Consider the following 21,264-nt stretch of genomic DNA (forward strand, 5'->3'; position numbering starts at 1 on the left):
CATCGCCACCGCGCAAGTCGCCCACATGACCAGCGCTGACCTGGTCGCGCTGGGCACCTCCGGCATCCGTGCCCTGTCCAGCGCCCAGCTCGGCGCTCTGGACTCCGCCCAGATCGGCAGCCTGACGACGGACCAGATCAAGTCACTGACCACCGCCCAAATCCGCGGCCTGGGCAGTGACGACTTGAACGCACTGAGCACCACTCAAATCCAGCAGCTCAGCACCGACCAGATCCGGGCGCTCACCACGACGCAAATCGGCACGATGGAAACGGCCGACGTGCAGGCGATGAGCAGCAGCCACTTCAGCGCGATGACGACGGCCCAACTTGGGGCGCTGACGACGGCGCAGGCAGCCGTGATCAGCACCGAGGACCTGGCAGCGATCAGCAGTGCAGGCATTCGCGCCTTCAGCTCAGCTGATTTCCACGCCTTCGATTCGAGCCAGATCGAGGCGCTGACCAGCAGTCAGTTTGCGGCGCTCAGCAGCAGCCAAATCAGAGGCATCGATACGGCCGACATTGCGGCGATCGGCACCGAAGACATTCATGCGCTCAGCACTGCGAGCTTGCGCGGACTGGATGCAGATCAGGTCCATGCGATGACCAGCAGCCAAATCGGCGCACTGTCCTCCAGCCAGCTTGCATCGCTAACGACCAGTCAGGTCCATGCCCTGCAGTCGGATGATATTGGTGCCTTGACGACCGCCCATGTGGCGGCACTGAGTTCGGCACAGCTTCATGCGCTGACGACCGAGGCCTTCGTAGCCTTGGGCTCGGAGGACATCATGGCCCTCACGACCCATCAGATCGCCGGCCTCAGCACTGAGGAATTGGCCGCGATGACGTCCGCACAGATCCTGGGCTTCGAGGCAGAAGACATTGCCAAGATGGATATGACACAGGCCGCGGCGCTGGTTCACAACACGGCAGCCACGGCGGCCATGACTGGCGACCAACTTGACGCGCTGTTCCTGACCTCGCCGATCATGCTGGACCTGAACGGCAATGGGATCGAGACCTTGTCCGCCAGCCATGGCGTGCACTTCGATCTCAACAACACCGGCAACAGCGCCAGCAAGTACGGCTGGGTCGGAGGTGGAGACGGCCTGCTGGCGATCGACCGCAACGGGGACGGCGTCATCAACAATGGCGGCGAACTGTTCGGCAACGGCACCATGCTGACCAACGGACAGCGCGCTGCGAACGGCTATATCGCGCTACAGCAGTTGGACGGCAACCACGACGGCGTGCTGAATCAGTCGGATGCTGCATTCAAGGACCTGCGTATCTGGGTCGATGCCAACCACAACGGCAGGACCGACGCCGGCGAACTGAAGAATCTGGCCGATTTGGGCATCACGGAACTTGACTTGAACGCGAAGGCAGGCTCCGACGTCAACAACGGCAATCTCGTGGGCCTAATCTCGGGCTACAAGACGGCCGATGGCGTAACGCACGAGATGGCCGATGTCTGGTTCGCGAAGGATGTGACACCGCAGGTGAACGAAGCGAAGCCGAGTGTTGGCCTGGGCGATGTGCTTGCTGCGCCGAGCAGTCATCTTCTCGGCGACAACAGTGACACGATAGCTTCGTCGACACAGGCAACCAATGCGCACCAGGCAGCCATCGTCGATCGCAAACTGATCGATGACGAAGAACGCAACAGGCTCGGCGGCCCCCTGCTCTAAGCTGATATCGCAACGGCGGCGCGGCATTTCTAGAGATGCCGCGCACGCTATGCAGTAGAAAGAATCCGTCTTTTCGTTCGGAGAAGAGCAGTGCTTGCCAAGCAAGCAGCCAAGTCAACAGCATGCGGAAAACAAATCAGATGCCAGGCCTATCCCTCGCTATTTGATCATTCTGCGCTTTGCGACCGGCATAGACTCGGCACATGGGTCTTGGAACTTCATCGCCTGTCCGGCTGTATCAGATAGCCTATTCGAATTCGACGCTCGCGAGCGTGGATCCTGAATACCTGCTACTCGACAATCTCGACAACCAGCGTCCTGACTGGTACGAGTATTGGGCGATACGCCGCTTCCTAATAAGCGAGCACTTGGCAGAGGACGCTTTCTATGGCTTCTTTTCGCCTAAGTTCAGCAGCAAGACCGGTTTGACGCACGCCAGCGTCACGAGCTTCGTGCAGACCCATGCGCCGAACACGGACGTCTACCTGTTCTCGCCTCAGCCCGATATGGGCGCATTCTTTCTCAACGTATTCGAGCAAGCGGAAGTTTTCGACCCGGGCTTCATCAAGGCTTTTGGTGCCTTTCTGGAGGCAGTTGGGCGGCCGACAAGGAATCTAGGCGGCATGATCATGGATTCTCGCCAGACCGTCTTCTCCAACTACTTTGTGGCCAGGCCTGCCTTCTGGCGTGAATGGCTTGCCCTGAATGAACAGTTGTTCTGCATCTGCGAAGGGCCGGAGACCGCGCTGCAACGGGAGTTGACCAAACCCACCAGCTACGCAGGGGGAGCGCACCGCAAGGTATTCATGATGGAGCGAACAGCTTCGTATCTGCTCAGCACGCAAACGCATTGGCGCAGCCGAGCGGCCGACACTTTTCGATTCGCCTGGTCGGCAACGCGCTTCTCGGAACATCGCGGCGAGGCCATTCTGAGCGACGCTCTGAAGATCGCCTACCGAGACCAAGGCTTTCCGGAATACCTGGCGGAGTTCGTCAATCTCCGGGAGCGCTTCCGCGCCAGTGCCGCGGAGCGGCAGCCCATCAACGGCTCCGTCGACTCAATACGCCAGGAGATTGGGGCATGAAAACCGCGTGCGCCATCATGGCGGTCTATAACGAAGCCGATGTGGTGCGCGAAGCCGTCACAAAGCTGATCGAGCAGGGTGTTGATGTCTACCTGATAGACAACGCGTCTACCGATGGCACCGCCGATGTGGTTTCCGACCTGGTTGGGCGCGGCGTGGTCGACATTGAGACGGCCCGCTTTCACGAGAACGGGCGGGAGGTTTACGACTGGACAGCGCTGCTGCGGATGAAGGAGCAGCTCTCGCGCAGGCTTGGCCACGACTGGTATTTGCATGTCGACGCCGATGAGATCCGCTACGCCCCCTGGCCGGAGCTCTCTCTGCGCGAGGGTTTGGATCGGGTTGACGGCGCCGGCTACAACCTCGTGAATTTCAAGCTGTTCAACTTTCGTCTGACGGCCGACACGCGCGTCTGCGGCGACTTCGAGTCGTCAATGACGCTTTATTCGAGTATCGAGCGATTCAACCAGCGTCAAGTGAAAGCATGGAAGGCGCACCCGGATGTCGACATCGCGTCGCTCGGGGGACACCACATTCGGGTGCCCGGCGGACGCGTGTTCCCGACGCGATTCATCCACAAGCACTACCCGGTGCGCAGCCTCGAACATGGTCGTCGCAAGATCCTTGCCGAACGCAAGGCCCGTTTCTCCGATGCCGAGAGGGCCCGAGGCTGGCATGTCCAATACGACCACCTCGCCGACGTCGATTCGAAGGACGTATTCTGGGATCCGGCCGCCCTCGTGGCTTTCGATTTCGCATGCGAGAGTCATGCGCTCTTTGTCGAGTCGAACAGCGTGCTGACCGAGTCCTTCGGTGAAGGCGGCGAACCGGTCAACGATGCGAATTTCGTGAATCGGTGGACTCTGCGGCTGACTCAGGCAGGCGTTGATCCGCAACATGCCACACAACTTATCGCCGCCGCGGGACGCATCGCGCAGTTGCTATCGCAACAGGATCTGCCGCCGATCGCTGCAACGCCCGATGACGCGATTGCACTGCGTCGCATCATCGCCTCGTTCGCTCGCATGCGCTACCTCGACGGGGATCCGTCGCTCTACGGGCGACTGCCACAATTGCGGTTTCGCTGAGATCGATTTGACGGACTACGGCGCGGATTGCGTCACCTGATCAAGACGCAGGCGCGCCTATTGCGCCTGGGTCGCTGCTGTGTATTCCGGCTGCGGAGTCGTACCTTGCTACGAAACCCGTATTAATCTGGCTCCATGCGAGTGCCATCGCCCGCGGCCTGATCTCAGGCGGGTTTGCGAAACAGGAAGCAGCCACAGGCGTAGCGCTGTCCGTCGGCCGTTTCGGGTGCGACATGCTCATCGAAGCGGCCGTTGTCATTGACGAGCGAGAACTCGACCAGTTCCAGCCTTCCAAAGCGACGCACGATGTCAGAGGCCCTAAAAATACGATGGGCATTGAACACGACGCAAGGTTCACCGACCGGCACCACGAAGTACAGCAGGCCACCCGGCGCCAACACTCGCTCTAGCGCATCCATCGCGGTATCGGCGCCGTGGAAGTCGATCGGGTCCCCGTAGCGGCCCAGACCGATGTGTTCGATCACGTGCATGCACGATAGCGACTGGATCGAGCCATTATCGATCTGCAGATCGAGTAGGTTTGCATGACCAGCCACAAGGCCCGGCAGCTTCACCTCACAGGGCCGGTAGTCGAGAAAACGCATGGGCTGAAACGCCGATGCAATGGTAGTGAAGCGGTGATCGCTGCCGATATCGACGTGCTCCGCCACCGGGTTGGCAACCAAGCGGCGGGCGGCCCAGGCCGTGTGATAGACGTAGTGCGCGTCGATCGCCGTCGTGGTCGTGGCGTCATCCAGGCAGGGGCGCTGCTGCACGGTCCAGTCGGCGGGCAGTTGTCCCTGCGAAAAGAAGGTCTGAAAGTCGACGCGAAACTGCTCCCGGTCGAGGACTGCGCGGAAGTCAGCTGCCGGTGTCGGCGTCTCCAAAGCGTCACGCACTCGGCGCCAGCGGGGCGGGCACAGGTGCAGGGACGGCTGGTGAACCAGCGACCAGGGGTCCGGATAGCTCACGTCATCGCTGCCCGATAGCATGGCTCCCCACCAGGAATAGGTGGAGTTCGAGATCACATGGCGACCACACAGAGACATCAGGCAAAGGTCGGCAAGATCGTCGCCGCTGCTTACCAGCGTGTGTGCGATGCCTGCCTGCTTCAGGAAATGGCTCGTGAAGTTCGGTTCGTCGGAAAACACGAAGAGGTCTAGGGGGCCGCGACGTGCGGCCAGCCAGCGCAACGATTGCAGCACGTAGTCTGTCGAGCAGATGCCATGATGGCTATAGTCATGGCGGCGCAGGTGCACTGCGGTCGGCCTCACCGCGCTACGTATGCGGTCTGCCCACGATGCAACGGCCGGCTCGATACAACGCCGCAGTTGCTCGCGGAGCATCGCCAGATCACGCGCGTCGACAAAGCGGTGATCTTGCCAATAGCCATCCATCACAAGATGACTGATCTCAGCCGGCAGGCTGTAACGATCCGGCAGGCCACCTTCGGGTACCACGAAATCGGGCTCGCGCAACAGGCGGATGCCCTCGCCGCGCAGCGTGGCAATCTCGGTGCACTCGGCATCGGGAAGGATGCGCCGCAATACCGAGTTGCGGCCGAAACCATCGCGCGCGAACGAACTTTCGTCGAAGGTCACGCGACTGCCGCTGGCACGCGCCAGCTTCAGCGCAAACGCGATCTGAAATAGCTGGTTGCCAATGCCCCCTTGCAAGCGCTGCACCAAAGTACAGGCAAGAGGAGGTGCAGCGGTCGCGACGGAATTGGCGATGACAGCATCCATGGATCTCGGGCTTTCTTGAGGTCAGGCGGCCGTGAGGCCATAGGTCATTGCGTCGTAGTTGACGTCACGCTGCTCGATGTCCGAGAACGAGGGCCTCTGGCGACCGAACGCGGGTGAGAAGATGTACCAGCGATCACGCCGCTGCAGCGTCTTCCATGCTTGGTCAATCGCCAAACGCGCCGTCACCGCAGCGCGGGGCTGCAGGCCGCGCAGAGCTTCCATCTGCGGGATGCAGTCAGCAAAGCACGCCAGTACGGCAGGCGCGTAACGACGGCTGACCAAGTAAGCGGCGGCCGACTGCGCCTCAAGCAATCGCGCAACGCCCGGCTCGCGAGGTGGCGGCGCCAGCACGGCCGTACCCATCAGCAATAGCGCATCCCAATCAACGCGTTCGTTAGCCAGCGCATTGAACGCGTTGACAAACTCGCCCCAGGGCCGCACGAGCTCGAAATCGTCCTCGAGCACCAAGCAGTAGGGTGCGCTTTCCTGCGTCAGGAAATGCGACAGCGCCGCGACATGCGACTTGGCGCAACCCAGTGCACCGAAGTCCGCGTCGGCCACTGCTGGCCATCGCTGAATCGCGGCCGGATTCAGCCCCTTCGACAAGCTGGTGGCCTGCAGATCGTTCCAGCGGTCGGCGCGCTTATCGAGATTGATGGCGTATATCTTCAGCATGATGGCAGCTTGCCGGAAACGATTGGTAGATCGCACATCGGTGCATGGCGATCCCCTGATCGGTCTTGCAGGAGCCGACACAATGATCTTCCTACAGAGTCGCCGACCAGCGGACACGTCGGCACCGGCCAGCGGTGCATCTGACATGAACTCTAAGGGGAGTACATGTCAGCAAAGAGCCGAATATGTGGACTTCGGTCGGTCAATTCAGATCACAGTTGAGCACCAGGAAAGTCCCGATAGCAAAACTTGCACCTCAAAGCTGAGGCGAGAGATCACGCAAGACCGAAACCGGACGCAAGCCAGCATGCAGTTTCTTCAGCGCAACGGCGTCATCACCCCCCGCCCCTGCGACCAGATGATGGCCACCACCTGTTCGGCGTCGAACAAGGCGTTCACATGGGCGATGCGCATCGAGTAGTAGTCGCCCTCGGCGGCCATCACGTCGAACAGCGAGCGGCGGCCCAGCTGCTGCCATTGCTGCAGGGTCGAGGCGCGCACGCGTTCGCTGTTGCGCAGGATGTCGACGACGCGGCGGGCGCGGTCGAGCGCGGAGCTGGCGGCCTCGTGCATTTCCTGCACGCGGTAGCGCTTGGCCTCGATCGCCTCGTCGCGCTGCAGATTGGCGGCCTGCGCGCGGCGCAGCGCCGAGGTGACGGCCGCATCGGCGCCCGGCGTGACGATGGGAATGTTGACGCTGACGCCGCCGAGCCAGTCGCTCTGGCGCGTCTGCCCGGTCGAGGTGGAGCCATTGACCAGCAGGCTGACGCTGGGCCCCTGGCCGGCCTTGACCGATTCGGCATAGCTGAACTGCGCCTTGGCCTGGGCCGCGGCCTGGGCCACGTCGGCGGCCAGCAGCACGTCGGCCTGCATCTCGTTGAGATCGGGCAGCTGCGCCAGCACGGCGCTCATGCTGGCCGCGCGCGGCAGCGGGTCGCCGACGAAACGCTTCAGCCGCACCTCGGTCTGGCGCAGCGCCGACAGCGTCTGCGCATAGGACAGATCGGCCTGCTGCTGGGTCTTTAGCGCCTGCACCAGTTCGCTGGCGCGGCCGCGATCGGCCTTAGTGATGATCTCCAGCGATTCGACCAGGCAGGCCATCTTGCGCGTGTACTGCGCATAGACCTGGGCCTGCAGCTGGTAGCGGCCGCGGTCCAGCGCCAGCGCCACCGTCTGCAGCGCCAGCTGCTCCTCGGCGCCGGTCTGGCCGAAGCGGGCCGCGTCGGCCAGCTGGCGGCGCCATTCGGTCAGCTTGCTGATGCGGCCGGAGTCGTACAGCGGCGCCGTCACATTGAGCGCGCCGCGGGCCTGCAGGCCGCGCGCGGTCGTCACGCCCTCCAGCACGCCGCCGACATGGCCGGCCGTGCCGCCGACGCTGACGGTGGGCATGCGCTGCGCCTTGGCCTCCTCGTAATCGGCCTCGGCCGCCATCGTCAGCAGCTTCACCGCGCCGATGCTGCGGCTGCGCTCCAGCGAGAGCTGCACCAGCTGCTGCAGTTGCGCGCGCGGATCGGTGCTCGAGGTCTCGAGCAGCTCGGCATCGCGCGCCGCCTGCGGGTTCGGCGCGCCCTCGCCTTCGCAGCGGCTCTGGGCGGGCGGCGGGGCCTCGGTCGAGGCGGCTGGCGGCTGCGGCTTGGCGGGCGCCTTGCTCGGCGCGGCCGTGCCGGCATTCGACAACAGGGCCAAGCTGAGCAGAAGACCGGCGCCGAGGCGCGCGGATTGGGGGGTGGAGACGATGTTCACGGACGCACTACCGGGAGCAGAACAGATGCCCCGTATGACACCATGCAGCGAGCGCTTGCGAAGCCGCGATAAGGAGGCCGCCTGCACCGCATATGCGGGCATCGCGCGCCGCGGGTTCAGCGCTCCTGCAGCGCCTCGCGCGACTTCAGCATCGGCCGCAGGATGTAGCTGAGCACCGAGCGCTCGCCGGTGCGGATCTCGACCGTCGCGGTCATGCCCGGGATGATGGGCAGGGGCTCGCCCTTCAGGTGCAGGTCGGCGCGTTCGGCGGCGACGATGGCGCGGTAATAGGTGCCCTCGCCGCCCTTGTCGGCCTCGCCCAGCGCGTCGGGGCTGATGTACTCGATCTCGCCGTGCAGGCCGCCGATCACGTTGTAGTCGTAGCCGGCCAGCTTGACGACGGCCGGCTGGCCCAGTTGCACGAAGCCGATGTCCTTGGGCTTGATGCGCGCCTCGACCAGCACGCGCGCGCCCAGCGGCACGATCTCCATGATGGCCGCGCCGGTCGTGACCACGCCGCCGACCGTGTTGATGCGGATGTTCTTCACCAGGCCCTTGACCGGCGATTTCAAGACCGTGTGCTTGATCGAATCCTGGCGCACGACCGCCTGCTCGTCGACCTGGGCCAGCTCGGTCTGCACGCGGGCCAGATCGGCGCTGGCCTCCTGGCGCGCGCGGCTGATCCGTTCATTGCGCTGCTGCTGCAGCTCGTTGACCTGGCGGTTCAGCCGCATCACCTCGACATCGGACATCAGTCCCTTGCCGGCCATGTCCTGCGCCAGCTTCAGCTCGCGCGCGAGCAGCGCGATGCTGCGGTTGATGCTGGCCACCGCCTCGTCGAGCAGGCGACGGCGCGCCTCGAAGACCTCGGTCTCGGCCTCGACGATGCGCCTGACCTGCTGCACCTCGGGCGGGAACTGCAGCGCGCGGCCGGTCGATTCGGCCTGCAGCCGCGCCACCTGGGCCATCTGCGCCAGGCGCTTGGCCTGGTTCTCGTTCTGCGCCGCCTCGGCGCGGGTCGGGTCCAGGCGCACGAGCGGCTGGCCGGCCTCGACCTCCTCGCCCTCGCTGACCAGCAGCTCGGCCAGGGTACCGGTCTCCAGGCTGGCGATAATCTGCTCCTTGCCGTCGGGCACGATGCGCGCCTGGCTGCGGGTGATCTCGTCCACCTGCGCAAAGGCGGACCAGGCGATCGCCACCGCCAGCACGACCAGCAGCAGGTAGAGCGCCCAGACGGCGCGCGGCAGCGGCTCGTCGATCAGGGCCGACTGCACGCTGCCGACGAACAGGCCTTCTTCACGGCTGAGACTGCGTTCTGCGGACATGGCTTAGACCGAGGCGGAGCGCTGCACCGGCTGCGCGGCCGGATGCATATGCAGATTGGAGGCCTGTTGCTGCTGCTCGGCCGGGGCCGCCTGGGCCGGGCGCACGCCGGACAGCGCCGCCAGCACCTGGTCGCGCGGGCCGTCCAGCACCAGGCGGCCGCTGTCGACGACGATCACGCGCGAGACCAGCTCCAGCACCGCGGGCCGGTGGGTGACGACGATCAGGGTGCAGTTGCCGGCCGCGTCGCGCAGCTGGCGCAGGAAGGCCATCTCGGACTGCGCATCCATCGAGCTGGTCGGCTCGTCCATCAAGAGGATCTGCGGCTTGCTGACCAAGCTGCGTGCCAGCGCGACCAGCTGGCGCTGGCCGCCCGAGAGCAGCGAGCCCATCTCGCCCACCGGCAGATCCCAGCCCATCGGATGCTGGGCGACCACGCGGTCCAGGCCAGTCAGCCGCGCCACCTCGACCAGGCGCTGGGCATCGAAATGCCGGCCCATCAAGACGTTGTCGCGCAAGCTGCCGTGAAACAGCCGCGGCTCCTGCGAGACGAAACCGACCCGACCGCGGAACTCCGCCGGATCGATCTGGCGCAAATCGATGCCATCGATCTCGACCATGCCCTCGGTGGGCTGATAAAGCCCGGCCAGCAGGCGCAAGACCGTGGACTTGCCGCTGCCGATGCGGCCCAGCACGGCGATGCGTTCGCCGGCGGCGATGCGCATCGTCACGTTCTTCAGCACCTTGGGCGCCTGCGCGTCGCCCTGGGCCGGATAGGCGAAGCCGACGTCGTTCAGGCCCAGCCGGCCGCTGACCTGGGCCAGCGGCACATAGTTGCGCTCGGCCTGGCGCTCGGTCGGCGCGCTCATCACCGAATTCAGCGAGAGCATGGCCGCGCGCGCGCCCTGGTAGCGCGTCGCCAGGCCGACCAGGCTGCTCAGCGGCATCGTCGCGCGGCCGGCAAACATCACCGCGCCCAGCAGGGCGCCCTGGCTGATGCTGCCGTCCTGGATCAGGTAGACGCCCCAGACCAGCATGACGAGATTGATCGCCTGCTGCATGGTCATCGCGATATTGCTGCTCCAGCTCGACATCGTGCGGCCGCGCAGCGCCGACTCGGCGGCGATGGCCGTGCTGTTCTCGTAGCGGCGCAGGAAGCGGCCCTCGGCGCCCGAGGTCTTCAGGTCTTCCAGCCCCTCGATCGCCTCCACCAGGGTGCCCTGCAGATCGGCCATCTCGGTCATGTTCGTGCGCATGGCGCGGCGCAGGCTGCTCTGGATCACCAGGCTCAGGCCGATGATCAGCGGGATCGCCAGCACCAGCACCCAGCCCAGCGGCCCGCCGACCACGAAGGTCATCGCCACGAAGATCAGCACAAAGGGCAGATCGGTCAGCGCCGACATCGTGGCCGAGGTGAAGAACTCGCGCACGATCTCGACCTGGGCCAGGTAATGCGCATAGGAGCCGGCCGAGGGCGGCTTGTGCTCCATGCGCACGCCCAGGGTCTGGCGGAACAGCTTGGCGCCGATGATCAGATCGGCCTTGCGGCCGGCCAGGTCGATCAGATGCGCGCGCAGCTGGCGCGCGAACAGGTCGAACAGCAGGGCCAGGCCGGCGCCGACGGCCAGCGTCCACAGGGTGACGATGGCCTGGTGCGGGATCACCTTGTCGTAGATCACCGAGGTGACCAGGCCCGAGACCAGCATCAGCACATTGGACAGCAGCGCCGCCAGCATCGCCGAGCGGTAGTAGGGCACGAAGCGCTTCAGCGTGCTCCACAGCCAGTGATCGCCGGCCGGCGGCAGCAGCGGCTGCTCGCCCGGATTGCGCTGATGCGCCTGCGACTGCTCCTGCGGCGAGACCACCAGCACGAAGCCGCTGAACTCGGGCTCCAGCTCGGCCGTCGTCGCCGTGCAGGCAGCCGCCTCGGGGCCGGGGAAGACCACCTCGTAGCGCCCATCGTCCAGGCGCTTGACCAGCACGCAGGCATCGCCGCCATTGAGCAGCAGCACGGCCGGCAGCAGCAGCGGATTGATCTCGTCGATCGTCTTGCGCAGCAGGCCGGCGTTGTAGCCGGCCTCGCGCATCAGGCGCAGCGCCTGGTCGGGCGCCAGCGCGCCGTCGACCGGGGCGCCGGCACGCAGCGATTCGGGCGAGCGCGCGCGCCCATGATGACGGGTCAGCCAGGCCAGCGCCTGCAAGAGCGGATCGCCGACCGGCTGCTCGGCCAGGCCTTGCAGCGGATCATCGGGTTCCGCCGGCCGCGCGCGGTCGACCGTGCTGTCGGCGGCCAGGCGCAGGCCGCCGCGCGCCGGCGCCGCACCGGGCCGGCCGCCGTCAAAGAAGGGATCGTGACGCCCGGGCTGCCGCATCAGCTGCCTTGCTGCGCCTGCTCACGGCGGCGCTGGGCCAGCGCCAGGGTCTCGAACTCGCGCTCGAGGTCGCGCACGACGGTGGGCATGTCGAACAGCGCCGAGCTGCGGCCCTGCTCGCGCAGGTAGCGCTTGTAGGACGCCGCACGGGCCGGCTTGCGGCCGATCTGCACCGCGCGCTGCTCGTACTCCTCCAGGCTGTAGGTGATCAGATCGGGCAGGCCGACGGCGCTCAGCAGGCTGCCGGCCATGCGCGAGATATAGCTGCGGCCCGCGCGGGTCAGGATGGGCGTGCCCATCCACAGGCAGTCGCTGGCCGTCGTGCCGGCGTTGTAGGGGAAGGTGTCGAGAAACAGGTCGGCCAGCTGGAAGCGGGCCAGATAGTCCGGCGGCGCGACGCGCGGCGCAAAGATCAGGCGCTCGGCGGCCACGCCATGCTCGGCGGCAAGCTTGAGCATATTGGCCCTGGACCATTCGTTGTCGGCCAGCAGCCACAGCACGCTGTTGTCGACCTGGGCCAGCACCCGCATCCAGCTGGCGAACACGTCCTCGCCGAATTTGTGGTTGTTGTTGAAGGAGCAGAAGACGAAGGCGTCCTCGGGCAGGTGGTACTGCGCGCGCGTCGGCGTCGCGCCGACCTCGCGCTGGCGGTCGCTGACCTGGTAGCTGTTGGGCAGGTAGATCGGCTTCTCGGTGCAATAGGGCAGGTACTCCGGCGGCATCACGAAGCGGTCGGCAATGATCCAGTCGACCCCCGGCAGGGCCGAGGTAGCCGGCAGGCCCAGATAGCCGACCTGGATCGGCGCCGGGCGGTAGGCCAGGATATTGGGCCGCGCGCCATTGGTCAGGCCCTGCAGGTCGACCAGCACGTCGATGCCGGCCTCGGCGATCAGCTGCGCGGCGCGGCGGTCGTCCACGCCATGCAGGCGCACATGGTGGTCCATGGCCTTCAGGATGCGCGCGCGCAGCGGCGTGCCGTCGTCGCGGCTCCAGTCAAAGGCCCAGAGCTCGAAGCGCTCGCGGTCGTGCAGCTCGTAGAGCTCGGCGGTCAAGAGGCCCACCGCATGCATGCACAGATCGCCGGACAGATAGCCGATGCGGATCTTGCCGCTGCGCGGGGTCTTTGCCTGCGCATAAAGCCGCTCGCTGGTCTTGACCACCTTTTCGTGCACGAAGCGCTGCGCCGCCATCAGCTGCAGCGCCGGGTCGTCGCTGGCGCTGAGCATGGCCAAGAGCGAGGTGCTGCACAGCAGCTGGTTGTGGGTGACCTCGCCGACCGGCTGGTAGACCGGCCAGTCGCATTGCTTCTGGCGGATGTGCACATAGTGCTGCATCACGTCCGGCTGCTCGGGCTTGAGCTCCAGGCTTTGCCGCATCAGCGCCTGCGATTCGGCATAGCGCTTGTTCGTCTCCAGCAGGCGCGCCGAGTTGTTCAGCGCATGCAGGCGCAGGCCTAAGCGGTCGGCACCGACGCCATCGGCCTGCTCGTCCTCGGCCACCGTCTTCCATTCGGCCAGCGCCTCGGCGACCTTGCCCAGGTGCTCCAGCTGGTGGCCCAGGTTCAGGCGTGCCTGGGCGAAATGCGGGGCCAGGCTCAGCGCCAGGCGGTAGGCGGCCTCGGCCTCGGCATGCTTGTGCAGCGCGCCCAGCACCGTGCCCCAGTTGAAGCAGGCGACATGGCGATAGGGCGAGCCCGGCGTGCCGGCCACCCAGTTCTGATACAGCAGGGCCGCCGCCTCGGGCATGCCGGCCTGCTGCAGGGTCTGCGCCTGCGCCATCAGCTGGCCGAGCTCCATCACACCGGAGCGCGCGACGGCAAGCAGTTGCTCGACCTGCTGCAGGGCGGTGCTGGGGCTGGCGGTGGCGGGGGTCGAAAGATCCATGGCGGGCAGGCCGCGGCGAGCGGCTTGTTTGAGCTTGGGCGATGTTAGAAGCCCTGCCCCGGCCGGATCGCCCCGATTAAGGCCCGGATTGGATCGCAATTCGGCGCTTGCAGCGGCCGGCTGGCGGCAGCCGGGCCCGGGAAGACCCCAATCCTTCACGATCTGGGCGAAGAAGCCGCCCTTATTCCAGTCATTGCCGGCCGGCAGCCCTGCCGAGAATTCCGACCATGCTGACCGCCCTGCTCAAGCATTGGAACCGCAAGCAAGCGGCGTCGATCTCGACGCTGGGCCCGGTTGCGAGCACGCGGCTGGCCTCGCGCTCGGCGAACCGGCCGGCCGGCGACTCGATCTGGCAGGGCCTCATGCGCCTGCTGCCCGGCGAGGCTGATCCCTGGCAGGGCCGCGGCGCAAACGGCGGCCACGGCGCCATGGCAAGCGCGCGCCAGCGCTTTGCCGCCTGCCTGGACGATCTGCAGGGCGATGGCGTCGAGGAACTGCTGCGCAGCATCCGCCGCAGCCGCACGCTGGCCGATCTCTGGCATCTGCGCACCTGGCTCTATACCGAGATCGCCCGCGCCCATTCGCAATGGGAGGCCGAGCAGCGGCTGGCGCCGCTGAACGCGCATTTCGTGAGCCTGGCCCGCGGCGCCGCGCGGCGCCATTGATCGAAGAAGAAAAACGGAAAGAAAAACAAGATGCAGCTGACCCTGCGCGAGATCCCGCAATTCCTGCCGCCCTGGGCCTATGCCAGCGCCGGCCGCCCCGACGAACGCCGCGGCCGCCTGGCGGCGCGGCGCAGCTTCGTCGAGCAGAAGCTGGTCTTCATGCGCGCCGCCGCCCGCGTCGCCGGCCCGCTCGGGCAGGCGCTGCAGCAGCAGCTGCGCCAGGCCAGCGAACCGATCGAGCTGTGGCTGCTGCGCAGCAAGCTGCTGGACGCGCTGCTCGCCGACGAGGAAGACCGCCTGGACCCGCAGCGCCAGCAGATGTGCGACGCGCTCGACTCGGCCTTTGCCGAGACCGAGCTGTCGAGCCGCTGGTAGTCGGCTGCGAAGCGCTGACTGGCGCTCAGCGCCCCAGATAGTCCATCTTGCCCAGCTCGACGCCGGCGTGGCGCAGCAGCGCGTAGGTCGTCGTCGCGTGGAAATAGAAGTTGGGCAGTGCGAAGTGGCGCAGGAAGTTCTCGCCGCTGAAGCGCAGCGGCTCGCCCGTGCGCCGCGGGATCTCGATCACCCGCTCCTCGCTGCCATCGATCGCCGCGGCCTCGAAGCTCTGCACATAGTCCAGCGTGCGCTGGATGCGCGCGATCAGCTCGTCCAGCGTCGCCTCGCTGTCCTCCCATTTGGGCACCTCCTGGCCGGACAGCCGCGCCATGCAGCCCTTGACCCCGTCGCTGGCGATCTGGATCTGGTTCTTGAAGGGCAGCATGTCCGGCGCCAGGCGCAGCGTCAGATAGACCGCGGTATCGAACTTCTTCTTCTCGGCATGGGCCTTGGCCGCGTCCATCCACTTCAGCATATTGCCCAGCATGCGGGCAAAAGCCGGCGCACTGGCCGAGTACATCGAGATCGTCATGGCTCTGTCTCCGGGCGTATAGAAATTGAAGCGCGCATCGTAACGATTTGCGCCCACCGCTGCTGCGCCGGGCCTCGGTGCAAAATAGCCCGGCCATGAACATCATCATCCTCGACGATTACCAGGACGCGGTGCGCAAGCTGCGCTGCGCGGCCAAGCTGGAACACCTGAACGCCAAGGTCTTCACCAACACCGTCAAGGGCATCGGCCAGCTGTCGATCCGCCTGCGCGATGCCGAGGTGCTGGTGCTGATCCGCGAGCGCACCCATTTCAACCGCCAGCTGCTGGAAAAGCTGCCCAAGCTGAAGCTGATCGTGCAAACCGGCCGGGTCGGCTCGCACATCGACGTCGAGGCCTGCACGCGGCTGGGCATCGCGGTGGCCGAGGGCGTCGGCTCGCCGGTGGCACCGGCCGAGCTGACCTGGGCGCTGATCATGGCCTCGATGCGGCGGCTGCCGCAGTACATCGGCAATCTCAAGCATGGCGCCTGGCAGCAGTCCGGGCTGAAATCCGGCTCGATGCCCCCGAACTTCAATGTGGGCATGGTCTTGCGCGGCAAGACCCTGGGCATCTGGGGCTACGGCAAGATCGGCCAGTTGCTGGCCGGCTTCGGCCGCGCCTTCGGCATGCAGGTGCAGGTCTGGGGCAGCGAGGCCTCGCTGCTGCGCGCCCAGGCCGACGGCTATGCCGCGGCGGCCAGCCGCGAGGCCTTCTTCGAGAGCAGCGATGTGCTGAGCCTGCATCTGCGCCTGGTCGAGGCGACGCGCGGCCTGGTGACGCCGGAGGATCTGGCACGCATGAAGCCGACCGCGCTCTTCGTCAACACCTCGCGCGCCGAGCTGCTGGCCGAGGGCGCGCTGGTCTCGGCGCTGAACCGCGGCCGGCCCGGCATGGCGGCGATCGACGTGTTCGAGAGCGAGCCCATCCTGCAGGGCCATCCGCTGCTGCGGCTGGAGAACGCCGTCTGCACGCCACATATCGGCTATGTCGAGCAGCAGAGCTACGAGCTCTACTTCGACACCGCCTTCGACAATGTTCTGAACTTCATTGCCGGCAAGCCCAGCAATATCGTCAACCCCGAGGTGCTGAAGGTTCGCCGGTGAGCGGGCAGCCCCCGGCGACGACGCGGCCCGCCTCGCTGTGGGCGCTGTTCTGCGCCTTCACCTGGCTGGCGCTGCAGGGCTTCGGCGGCGTGCTGGCGGTCGCGCAGCGGGAGCTGGTCGAGCGGCTCAACTGGCTGTCGCGCGAGGACTTCGTCGAGATGCTGGCGATCGCCCAGGTGCTGCCCGGGCCCAATGTGGTCAATCTGTCGCTGATGATCGGCGACCGCTTCTTCGGCCTGCGCGGCGCCTTCAGCGCGCTGGCCGGCATGCTGCTGCTGCCCTCGCTGATCGTCATCGCGCTGGCCGCGCTGTACGGCCAGCTGGCCGCCCACCCGCTGGTTGCCGATGTGCTGCGCGGCATGGGCGCGGTCTCGGCCGGTCTGATCATCGGCACCGGCATCAAGCTACTGCCGGCGCTGCGCCGCAATGCGATCGGCCGCTGGCCGGCCTTTGCGCTGGCGGCGCTGAGCTTCATCGCCATCCTGGTGTTCCGGCTGCCGCTGCCGCTGCTGGTGCTGGTGTTCGGCGGCCTGGGCATGTTCATGGCCTGGCGGCAACTGAAATGACGGTCGACCTCGGCGCGCTGTTCCTGCATTTCCTGGCGCTGTCGCTGCTGGCGATCGGCGGCGCGATCACGACCGCGCCGGAGATGCACCGCTATCTGGTCGGCCAGCAGCATTGGCTCAGCGACACCGAGTTCACGACCTCGATCGCGCTGGCGCAGGCGGCGCCCGGGCCCAACATTCTGTTCGTCGCGGTGCTGGGCTGGAACGTTGCCGGCCTGGCCGGCGCCGTCACCGCGATGGCCGGCATCCTGATCCCCTCGACGGTCCTGGTGCTCAGCGCCATCCGCTGGGCGCGCGCCAAGCGCGAGAGCCGCGGCGTGCGCGCCTTCACCGCCGGCATGATGCCGCTGACCCTGGGCCTGATGCTGGCCACCGGCTGGCTGATCGCCGAGCCCTTTGTGCGCGAACCGGCGCACCGCTGGCCGACCCTGGCGCTGATCGCCGCCACCCTGGTGCTGATGCTGAAGACCCGGCTGGGGCTGGTGTGGATCGTGCTGGGCGGCGGCCTGCTGGGCGGGCTGGGCCTGGTCTAGGCTCGGTCTAGGCGCGGGCCGCGCGGTAGAGCTCGCCGTCGGCGGCGGCGATCAGTTGCTCCAGCGAGGGCTCGGCACCGGACGACGCCAGGCCCTGGCGCAGCCTGATGCCCTGGGCGGCGGCCGCCGCGCACAGATGCCGGGCCAGCGCCTGCGCCTCGGCCGCGCCGGTTTCCGGCAGCAGCAGCAGGAAGCGGGCCTCGCCCCAGTCGGCCGCCAGATCGCCATCGCGCGCCTGCTGGCGCAGCAGCTCGGCCAGCCGCGGCCGCGCCGTCTCGGCCTCGGCCTCGGACTCGATCTCCAGCAATAGCGCGCACAGCGGTCGGGCGCGCCGCCGCGCTGCGCTCCACAGCCGCAGGCCCTCGTCGAAGAAGGCGAGCCGGGTCGGCAGGCCGCTGAGCGGGTCGAGCCGGCGCTGGCGGCCGGCCGCCCAGCGCTGCCGCAGCCGCGCGCGCGAGTCGCGCTCCAGCGCCAGCGCCAGCAGCAGCGCCTGAGCCAGCACGCCGAGCTCGAGGCCCTGCGCGGTCCAGCCGTTCAGCGGCAGCCAGCCCCAGATCGCCATCACGGTCAGCGCGGCGCCGGCCGGGCCGCCAAGGCTGGCGGCCAGGAACAGCGCCGCGGCCGGCTGCTGGCGCTCCAGCGCCCAGAGGCCCAGCTGCAGCATCGCCAGGCCGGCAAGCAGCAGCAGGGTCAGCGCCCAGGCCAGCGCCGCCACATGCCAGTCCAGCGCGATGCAGGCCGGCAGCGGCAGCAGCGCCAGCGGCAGGCCCCACAGCAGCTGACGCTGCCGCAGCGGTGCCAGCTGCCCGAGCCGCAGCAGCTGCGCGCCGAGCAGCAGGCCGGACAGGCCGAACAAACCGGTCGCCAGCGGAATCGCATAGCGCTGCACCGCGGCCTCCTCGGGCCAGACAAAGGCATAGCCGAGCCCGCTCAGCGCCAGCTCCAGCGCGGCAAAGGCCAGCAGATGCAGCGCATACAGCGGCTGGCTGGTCTGGCGCAGGCCGGCGAACAGCAGCAGCTGATGAAGAGCCAGGGCCAGCAAGGCGCCGCAGACCAGCAGCGGCGGCAGCGCGGCGGCCTGCAGGCGCGGCGCCGGCCCGGCGCGCGCCTGCGCCTCGTCGAGCAGGCGCAGCGGCAGCACCATCGGGTCCTGCGAGGCGACGCGGATGAACAGCTCGCTCTGGCCCGGCGGCAGGTTCAGCGGGAAACCATAGCCCAGGCCCGGCAGCAAGGCCGCGGCGCCGGCGCGCGGGCCGGCCTCGTCGCCGCTGTGCGCCTGGGCGAGCATGCGGCCGGCCGCCAGATGGTGGACGTCCAGGCTGTCGATCCAGCTCATGCCCAGCGCCAGCCGCAGCGCCTGTGGGCGCTCCAGCGGGTTGTCCAGCCACAGATAGATCCAGACCGGCCGCGCGGCCAGGCCGAAGCTGGCGACGCTGCGGTCGTCGCGGCGGAACTCGCCGCGCTGCAGCGCCGCCCTCGCCTGCTCCAGCCCCAGCGGGCCGTTGCGCTCCTGCAGATAGAGCAGGTGCGGGCCCAGCGGGGTTTCGGGCAGCTGGTCGATGCGCAGCGGCTGCGCCTGGGCAAGGCCGGCCAGCCAGCACAGGGCCAGCAGCAGCAGTTTCTTCAGCGGGGCCATCTTGTCGATCCTCTTGAAGATCGCCTGAGGCCCCCGGGCCTCAGGCGTCCTTGGTGCCGAAGATCTTGTCGCCGGCGTCGCCCAGGCCCGGGATGATGTAGCCCTGCTCGTTCAGATGGCTGTCGATCGCGGCGGTCCAGCAGCGCACCTCCGGATGCGCCTTGCCGAGCGCCTCGACGCCTTCCGGCGCGGCGACCAGCACCAGCGCCCGGATGTCCTTGCAGCCGCGGCGCTTGAGCAGATCGATGGTCGCGATCATCGAGCCGGCCGTGGCCAGCATCGGGTCGACGATCAGCGCGGTGCGCTCGTCCAGCTGGCCGACGAAGCGCTCAAAGTAATGCACCGGCTGCAGGGTCTCATGGTCGCGCGCCAGGCCGACGACGCTGATCTTGGCGTTGGGCACCATGTCCAGCACGCCGTCCAGCATGCCCAGGCCGGCGCGCAGGATGGGCACGACGGTGACCTTGCGGCCGGCGATCTGGTCGACCTCGGTCGGACCGCTCCAGCATTCGATCGTCGTCTTCTCGAGCGGAAAATCGGCGGTGGCCTCATAGGCCAGCAGGCGGGCGACCTCGCCGGTCAGCTCGCGGAACTTCTTGGTCGAGATCTCGGCCTCGCGCATCAGGCCGATCTTGTGCTTGACGAGGGGATGGTGGACTTCGATGACGGCCATGATCAGCAGCTCTTGTTAGATGGAAAGGAATGGGCGCGATTATCGGCTCTGGGCCCGGCGCTGGCGCAGCGCCTCGTAGAGGCAGACACCGGCGGCCACCGAGACATTGAGGCTCTCGACCGCCCCCTGCATCGGGATGCTGACCAGCTCATCGCAGGTCTTTGCGGTCAGCTGGCGCATGCCCTCGCCCTCGGCGCCCAGCACCAGCGCGACCGGACGGTTCAGATCAATGTCGTAGATTGACTTCTCGGCCTGGTCCGAGGTGCCGACGACCCAGACATCGCGCTCCTTCAGCTCCTTCAGCGCGCGCGCCAGATTGGTCACCATCAGATAGGGCACCGTCTCGGCCGCGCCGCTGGCGACCTTGGCCACCGTCGCGTTGAGGCCCACCGCATGGTCCTTGGGCGCGACCACCGCCTGGGCGCCCGCGCCATCGGCGACGCGCAGGCAGGCGCCCAGATTGTGCGGATCGGTGACGCCGTCCAGCACCAGCAGCAGCGGCAGCTGCTCGGCCGCCTCCAGATCCTCCATCACCGCGTCCAGCGAATGCTGCATCGCGATCGCGTTGACGCGGGCGACCACGCCCTGGTGGCGCGGGCTGCCGGCCAGCTTGCCCAAGCGCTCGTCGTCGCTGTCGACCAGCTTGACGCCGGCCTCCTTGACCCTCTCGACGAAGCCGCGCATGCGCTGGTCGCGCCGGCTGGCGTCGATATGGACCTCGGTGATCGACTTCGGATGCGTCTTCAGCCGCACGGTGACGGCATGGAAGCCGAACAGGATTTTGTTGGAGCTCATGCCCGCATTGTCGCCTGCAGGAGCAGCAAGGCGCCGATCAGCAGCGGCTGATGCAGCATGTAGAAGCTCAGGGACCAGCGCCCCAGCAGGGCCAGCGGCGCGAGCGGCGCCGGCAGCGGCCCGGCCAGCAGCGCCGGCCGCTGCGCCAGCAACCAGCGGCCCAGCGCATGGCCCCACAGCATCAGGCCGAACCAGGGCAGGATCGGCACGAAGTCCTCGGTCACCGGCTTGCGCGTCACCAGGCCCAGCCAGTTGCTCCAGCGCGTGTCGAAGAACGGGTGCTGCACCCATTGCGGCAGCAGCACCGCCGCCAGGCCCAGCAGCAGGCAGGCGGCCGGCGTCAGCCGCGGCCCCAGCGCGCGCAGCAGGATCAGCATCAGCGCCATGCCGTGCAGCACGCCGAAGCTGATGAAGCTGCGCGGGAACATCAGCCAGGAGCCCAGCGAGACCAGCAAGGCGCAGCCGGCCACCTGGGCCCAGCGCCTCCAGAAGCGCCGCCAGGGCTGCCCCTGGGCCAGGGCCAGCGCCTGACCCAGACCGGCGCAGAGCAGGAACAGGCTGACGATCATGGTGCGCTGGCCGGTCCAGAAGGGGTCGCGGTAGAAATCGGCGCGCAGCCAGCCGAAATGGCTGAGGTCGAAGCAGAAGTGGAAGGCCGCCATCCAGACGATGGCCGCGCCGCGCAGCGCATCGAGCCGCGGGCTGCGCCAGACGCCGGTGCCAGCCCCGGAATTCGGGTCGCGATTTATCATCATTTGGCCGGCAGTCTAGCGGCCACTTCC

The 21,264-nt window shown here is 67.2% G+C and carries 19 protein-coding genes; 8 read left to right on the plus strand and 11 right to left on the minus strand.

Annotated features, from left to right (window positions below; genetic code table 11):
• The 3 genes from QWJ38_RS15895 to QWJ38_RS15905 all read left to right on the plus strand — a co-directional run.
• Nucleotides 1-1,690 (plus strand): SPM autocatalytic domain-containing protein (locus tag QWJ38_RS15895; protein ID WP_491572021.1); only part of this gene is annotated, 1,690 nt, incomplete at its 5' end.
• Between the two features lie 203 nt (nt 1,691-1,893).
• Nucleotides 1,894-2,775: a hypothetical protein gene (locus QWJ38_RS15900; RefSeq protein WP_290360083.1), complete on the plus strand. Its 882-nt coding sequence runs from the start codon at nt 1,894-1,896 to the stop codon at nt 2,773-2,775.
• The gene (locus tag QWJ38_RS15905) at nt 2,772-3,863 is read left to right on the plus strand and encodes a glycosyltransferase family 2 protein (protein ID WP_290360084.1); all 1,092 of its coding nucleotides are present in this window, start codon (nt 2,772-2,774) and stop codon (nt 3,861-3,863) included. Before QWJ38_RS15900 ends, QWJ38_RS15905 begins: the two co-directional genes overlap by 4 nt.
• 164 nt (nt 3,864-4,027) lie before the next feature.
• On the opposite strand, the gene QWJ38_RS15910 is transcribed toward QWJ38_RS15905, so the two are convergent.
• From QWJ38_RS15910 to QWJ38_RS15935, 6 genes are all read right to left on the minus strand, one after another.
• A complete protein-coding gene (locus tag QWJ38_RS15910) occupies nt 4,028-5,608 on the minus strand; it encodes an alpha-1,2-fucosyltransferase (RefSeq protein ID WP_290360085.1) in 1,581 nt (526 codons plus the stop codon).
• A 21-nt stretch (nt 5,609-5,629) separates the two neighbouring features.
• Nucleotides 5,630-6,283, minus strand: a complete 654-nt coding sequence (locus tag QWJ38_RS15915) for a glycosyltransferase family 25 protein (protein WP_290360086.1) — start codon at nt 6,281-6,283, stop codon at nt 5,630-5,632.
• Nucleotides 6,284-6,601: 318 nt separating this feature from the next.
• Nucleotides 6,602-7,969, minus strand: coding sequence for a TolC family protein (locus tag QWJ38_RS15920; RefSeq protein ID WP_290360087.1), 1,368 nt, complete (start codon nt 7,967-7,969; stop codon nt 6,602-6,604).
• Nucleotides 7,970-8,142: 173 nt separating this feature from the next.
• On the minus strand, nt 8,143-9,351 hold the full coding sequence (locus tag QWJ38_RS15925) for an HlyD family type I secretion periplasmic adaptor subunit (RefSeq protein ID WP_290360088.1): 1,209 nt from the start codon (nt 9,349-9,351) through the stop codon (nt 8,143-8,145).
• A 3-nt stretch (nt 9,352-9,354) separates the two neighbouring features.
• Entirely contained in the window at nt 9,355-11,721 is a 2,367-nt protein-coding gene (locus QWJ38_RS15930) for a type I secretion system permease/ATPase (RefSeq protein WP_290360089.1), read from the minus strand.
• On the minus strand, nt 11,721-13,604 hold the full coding sequence (locus QWJ38_RS15935) for an O-linked N-acetylglucosamine transferase, SPINDLY family protein (protein ID WP_290360090.1): 1,884 nt from the start codon (nt 13,602-13,604) through the stop codon (nt 11,721-11,723). Before QWJ38_RS15935 ends, QWJ38_RS15930 begins: the two co-directional genes overlap by 1 nt.
• 227 nt (nt 13,605-13,831) lie before the next feature.
• Here QWJ38_RS15935 and QWJ38_RS15940 point away from each other — a divergent pair, with 227 nt between their 5' ends.
• Together QWJ38_RS15940 and QWJ38_RS15945 are read left to right on the plus strand one after the other, a co-directional pair.
• The gene (locus tag QWJ38_RS15940; RefSeq protein WP_290360091.1) at nt 13,832-14,269 is read left to right on the plus strand and encodes a hypothetical protein; all 438 of its coding nucleotides are present in this window, start codon (nt 13,832-13,834) and stop codon (nt 14,267-14,269) included.
• Nucleotides 14,270-14,299: 30 nt separating this feature from the next.
• Nucleotides 14,300-14,644 carry a hypothetical protein gene (locus QWJ38_RS15945; protein ID WP_290360092.1) on the plus strand — a complete coding sequence of 115 codons (345 nt, stop codon included), beginning with the start codon at nt 14,300-14,302 and terminating at the stop codon, nt 14,642-14,644.
• Between the two features lie 25 nt (nt 14,645-14,669).
• On the opposite strand, the gene QWJ38_RS15950 is transcribed toward QWJ38_RS15945, so the two are convergent.
• Nucleotides 14,670-15,176, minus strand: coding sequence for a DUF1993 domain-containing protein (locus tag QWJ38_RS15950; protein WP_290360093.1), 507 nt, complete (start codon nt 15,174-15,176; stop codon nt 14,670-14,672).
• A gap of 95 nt (nt 15,177-15,271) precedes the next feature.
• Between QWJ38_RS15950 and QWJ38_RS15955 the strand changes: the two genes are divergently transcribed.
• The 3 genes from QWJ38_RS15955 to QWJ38_RS15965 are packed head-to-tail and all read left to right on the plus strand — an operon-like array spanning nt 15,272 to nt 17,378.
• Nucleotides 15,272-16,279, plus strand: coding sequence for a D-2-hydroxyacid dehydrogenase family protein (locus QWJ38_RS15955; protein WP_290360094.1), 1,008 nt, complete (start codon nt 15,272-15,274; stop codon nt 16,277-16,279).
• The gene (locus QWJ38_RS15960; protein ID WP_290360095.1) at nt 16,276-16,845 is read left to right on the plus strand and encodes a chromate transporter; all 570 of its coding nucleotides are present in this window, start codon (nt 16,276-16,278) and stop codon (nt 16,843-16,845) included. Before QWJ38_RS15955 ends, QWJ38_RS15960 begins: the two co-directional genes overlap by 4 nt.
• Nucleotides 16,842-17,378, plus strand: coding sequence for a chromate transporter (locus QWJ38_RS15965; RefSeq protein WP_290360096.1), 537 nt, complete (start codon nt 16,842-16,844; stop codon nt 17,376-17,378). Before QWJ38_RS15960 ends, QWJ38_RS15965 begins: the two co-directional genes overlap by 4 nt.
• A 7-nt stretch (nt 17,379-17,385) precedes the next feature.
• Here QWJ38_RS15965 and QWJ38_RS15970 read toward each other — a convergent pair whose 3' ends face one another.
• Genes QWJ38_RS15970 through QWJ38_RS15985 form a run of 4 tightly spaced genes read right to left on the minus strand, consistent with a single transcriptional unit; the run spans nt 17,386 to nt 21,237 of the window.
• On the minus strand, nt 17,386-19,014 hold the full coding sequence (locus QWJ38_RS15970) for a 7TM diverse intracellular signaling domain-containing protein (protein ID WP_290360097.1): 1,629 nt from the start codon (nt 19,012-19,014) through the stop codon (nt 17,386-17,388).
• A 40-nt stretch (nt 19,015-19,054) separates the two neighbouring features.
• Complete coding sequence (upp, locus tag QWJ38_RS15975; RefSeq protein WP_290360098.1) at nt 19,055-19,687, minus strand: uracil phosphoribosyltransferase; 633 nt, start codon at nt 19,685-19,687, stop codon at nt 19,055-19,057.
• A 39-nt stretch (nt 19,688-19,726) separates the two neighbouring features.
• Nucleotides 19,727-20,482 carry a 23S rRNA (guanosine(2251)-2'-O)-methyltransferase RlmB gene (gene rlmB / locus QWJ38_RS15980; protein WP_290360099.1) on the minus strand — a complete coding sequence of 252 codons (756 nt, stop codon included), beginning with the start codon at nt 20,480-20,482 and terminating at the stop codon, nt 19,727-19,729.
• Entirely contained in the window at nt 20,479-21,237 is a 759-nt protein-coding gene (locus tag QWJ38_RS15985; protein WP_290360100.1) for an acetyltransferase domain-containing protein, read from the minus strand. The genes rlmB and QWJ38_RS15985 overlap by 4 nt, the downstream gene beginning before the upstream one ends.
• Nucleotides 21,238-21,264: the final 27 nt, after the last annotated feature.

The sequence above is a fragment of the Roseateles violae genome (genome assembly GCF_030410485.1).
In the GTDB taxonomy this organism is placed as follows: Bacteria; Pseudomonadota; Gammaproteobacteria; order Burkholderiales; family Burkholderiaceae_C; genus Roseateles_D; species Roseateles_D violae.

What these genes read in the sequence shown, in the direction of transcription:
- QWJ38_RS15900 (WP_290360083.1), top strand. Translation starts at nt 1,894, where the DNA reads ATGGGTCTTGGAACTTCATCGCCTGTCCGGCTGTATCAGATAGCCTAT.
- QWJ38_RS15905 (WP_290360084.1), top strand. Translation starts at nt 2,772, where the DNA reads ATGAAAACCGCGTGCGCCATCATGGCGGTCTATAACGAAGCCGATGTG.
- QWJ38_RS15910 (WP_290360085.1), bottom strand. Translation starts at nt 5,608, where the DNA reads ATGGATGCTGTCATCGCCAATTCCGTCGCGACCGCTGCACCTCCTCTT.
- QWJ38_RS15915 (WP_290360086.1), bottom strand. Translation starts at nt 6,283, where the DNA reads ATGCTGAAGATATACGCCATCAATCTCGATAAGCGCGCCGACCGCTGG.
- QWJ38_RS15925 (WP_290360088.1), bottom strand. Translation starts at nt 9,351, where the DNA reads ATGTCCGCAGAACGCAGTCTCAGCCGTGAAGAAGGCCTGTTCGTCGGC.
- QWJ38_RS15930 (WP_290360089.1), bottom strand. Translation starts at nt 11,721, where the DNA reads ATGCGGCAGCCCGGGCGTCACGATCCCTTCTTTGACGGCGGCCGGCCC.
- QWJ38_RS15935 (WP_290360090.1), bottom strand. Translation starts at nt 13,604, where the DNA reads ATGGATCTTTCGACCCCCGCCACCGCCAGCCCCAGCACCGCCCTGCAG.
- QWJ38_RS15940 (WP_290360091.1), top strand. Translation starts at nt 13,832, where the DNA reads ATGCTGACCGCCCTGCTCAAGCATTGGAACCGCAAGCAAGCGGCGTCG.
- QWJ38_RS15945 (WP_290360092.1), top strand. Translation starts at nt 14,300, where the DNA reads ATGCAGCTGACCCTGCGCGAGATCCCGCAATTCCTGCCGCCCTGGGCC.
- QWJ38_RS15950 (WP_290360093.1), bottom strand. Translation starts at nt 15,176, where the DNA reads ATGACGATCTCGATGTACTCGGCCAGTGCGCCGGCTTTTGCCCGCATG.
- QWJ38_RS15955 (WP_290360094.1), top strand. Translation starts at nt 15,272, where the DNA reads ATGAACATCATCATCCTCGACGATTACCAGGACGCGGTGCGCAAGCTG.
- QWJ38_RS15965 (WP_290360096.1), top strand. Translation starts at nt 16,842, where the DNA reads ATGACGGTCGACCTCGGCGCGCTGTTCCTGCATTTCCTGGCGCTGTCG.
- QWJ38_RS15970 (WP_290360097.1), bottom strand. Translation starts at nt 19,014, where the DNA reads ATGGCCCCGCTGAAGAAACTGCTGCTGCTGGCCCTGTGCTGGCTGGCC.
- upp (WP_290360098.1), bottom strand. Translation starts at nt 19,687, where the DNA reads ATGGCCGTCATCGAAGTCCACCATCCCCTCGTCAAGCACAAGATCGGC.
- rlmB (WP_290360099.1), bottom strand. Translation starts at nt 20,482, where the DNA reads ATGAGCTCCAACAAAATCCTGTTCGGCTTCCATGCCGTCACCGTGCGG.
- QWJ38_RS15985 (WP_290360100.1), bottom strand. Translation starts at nt 21,237, where the DNA reads ATGATGATAAATCGCGACCCGAATTCCGGGGCTGGCACCGGCGTCTGG.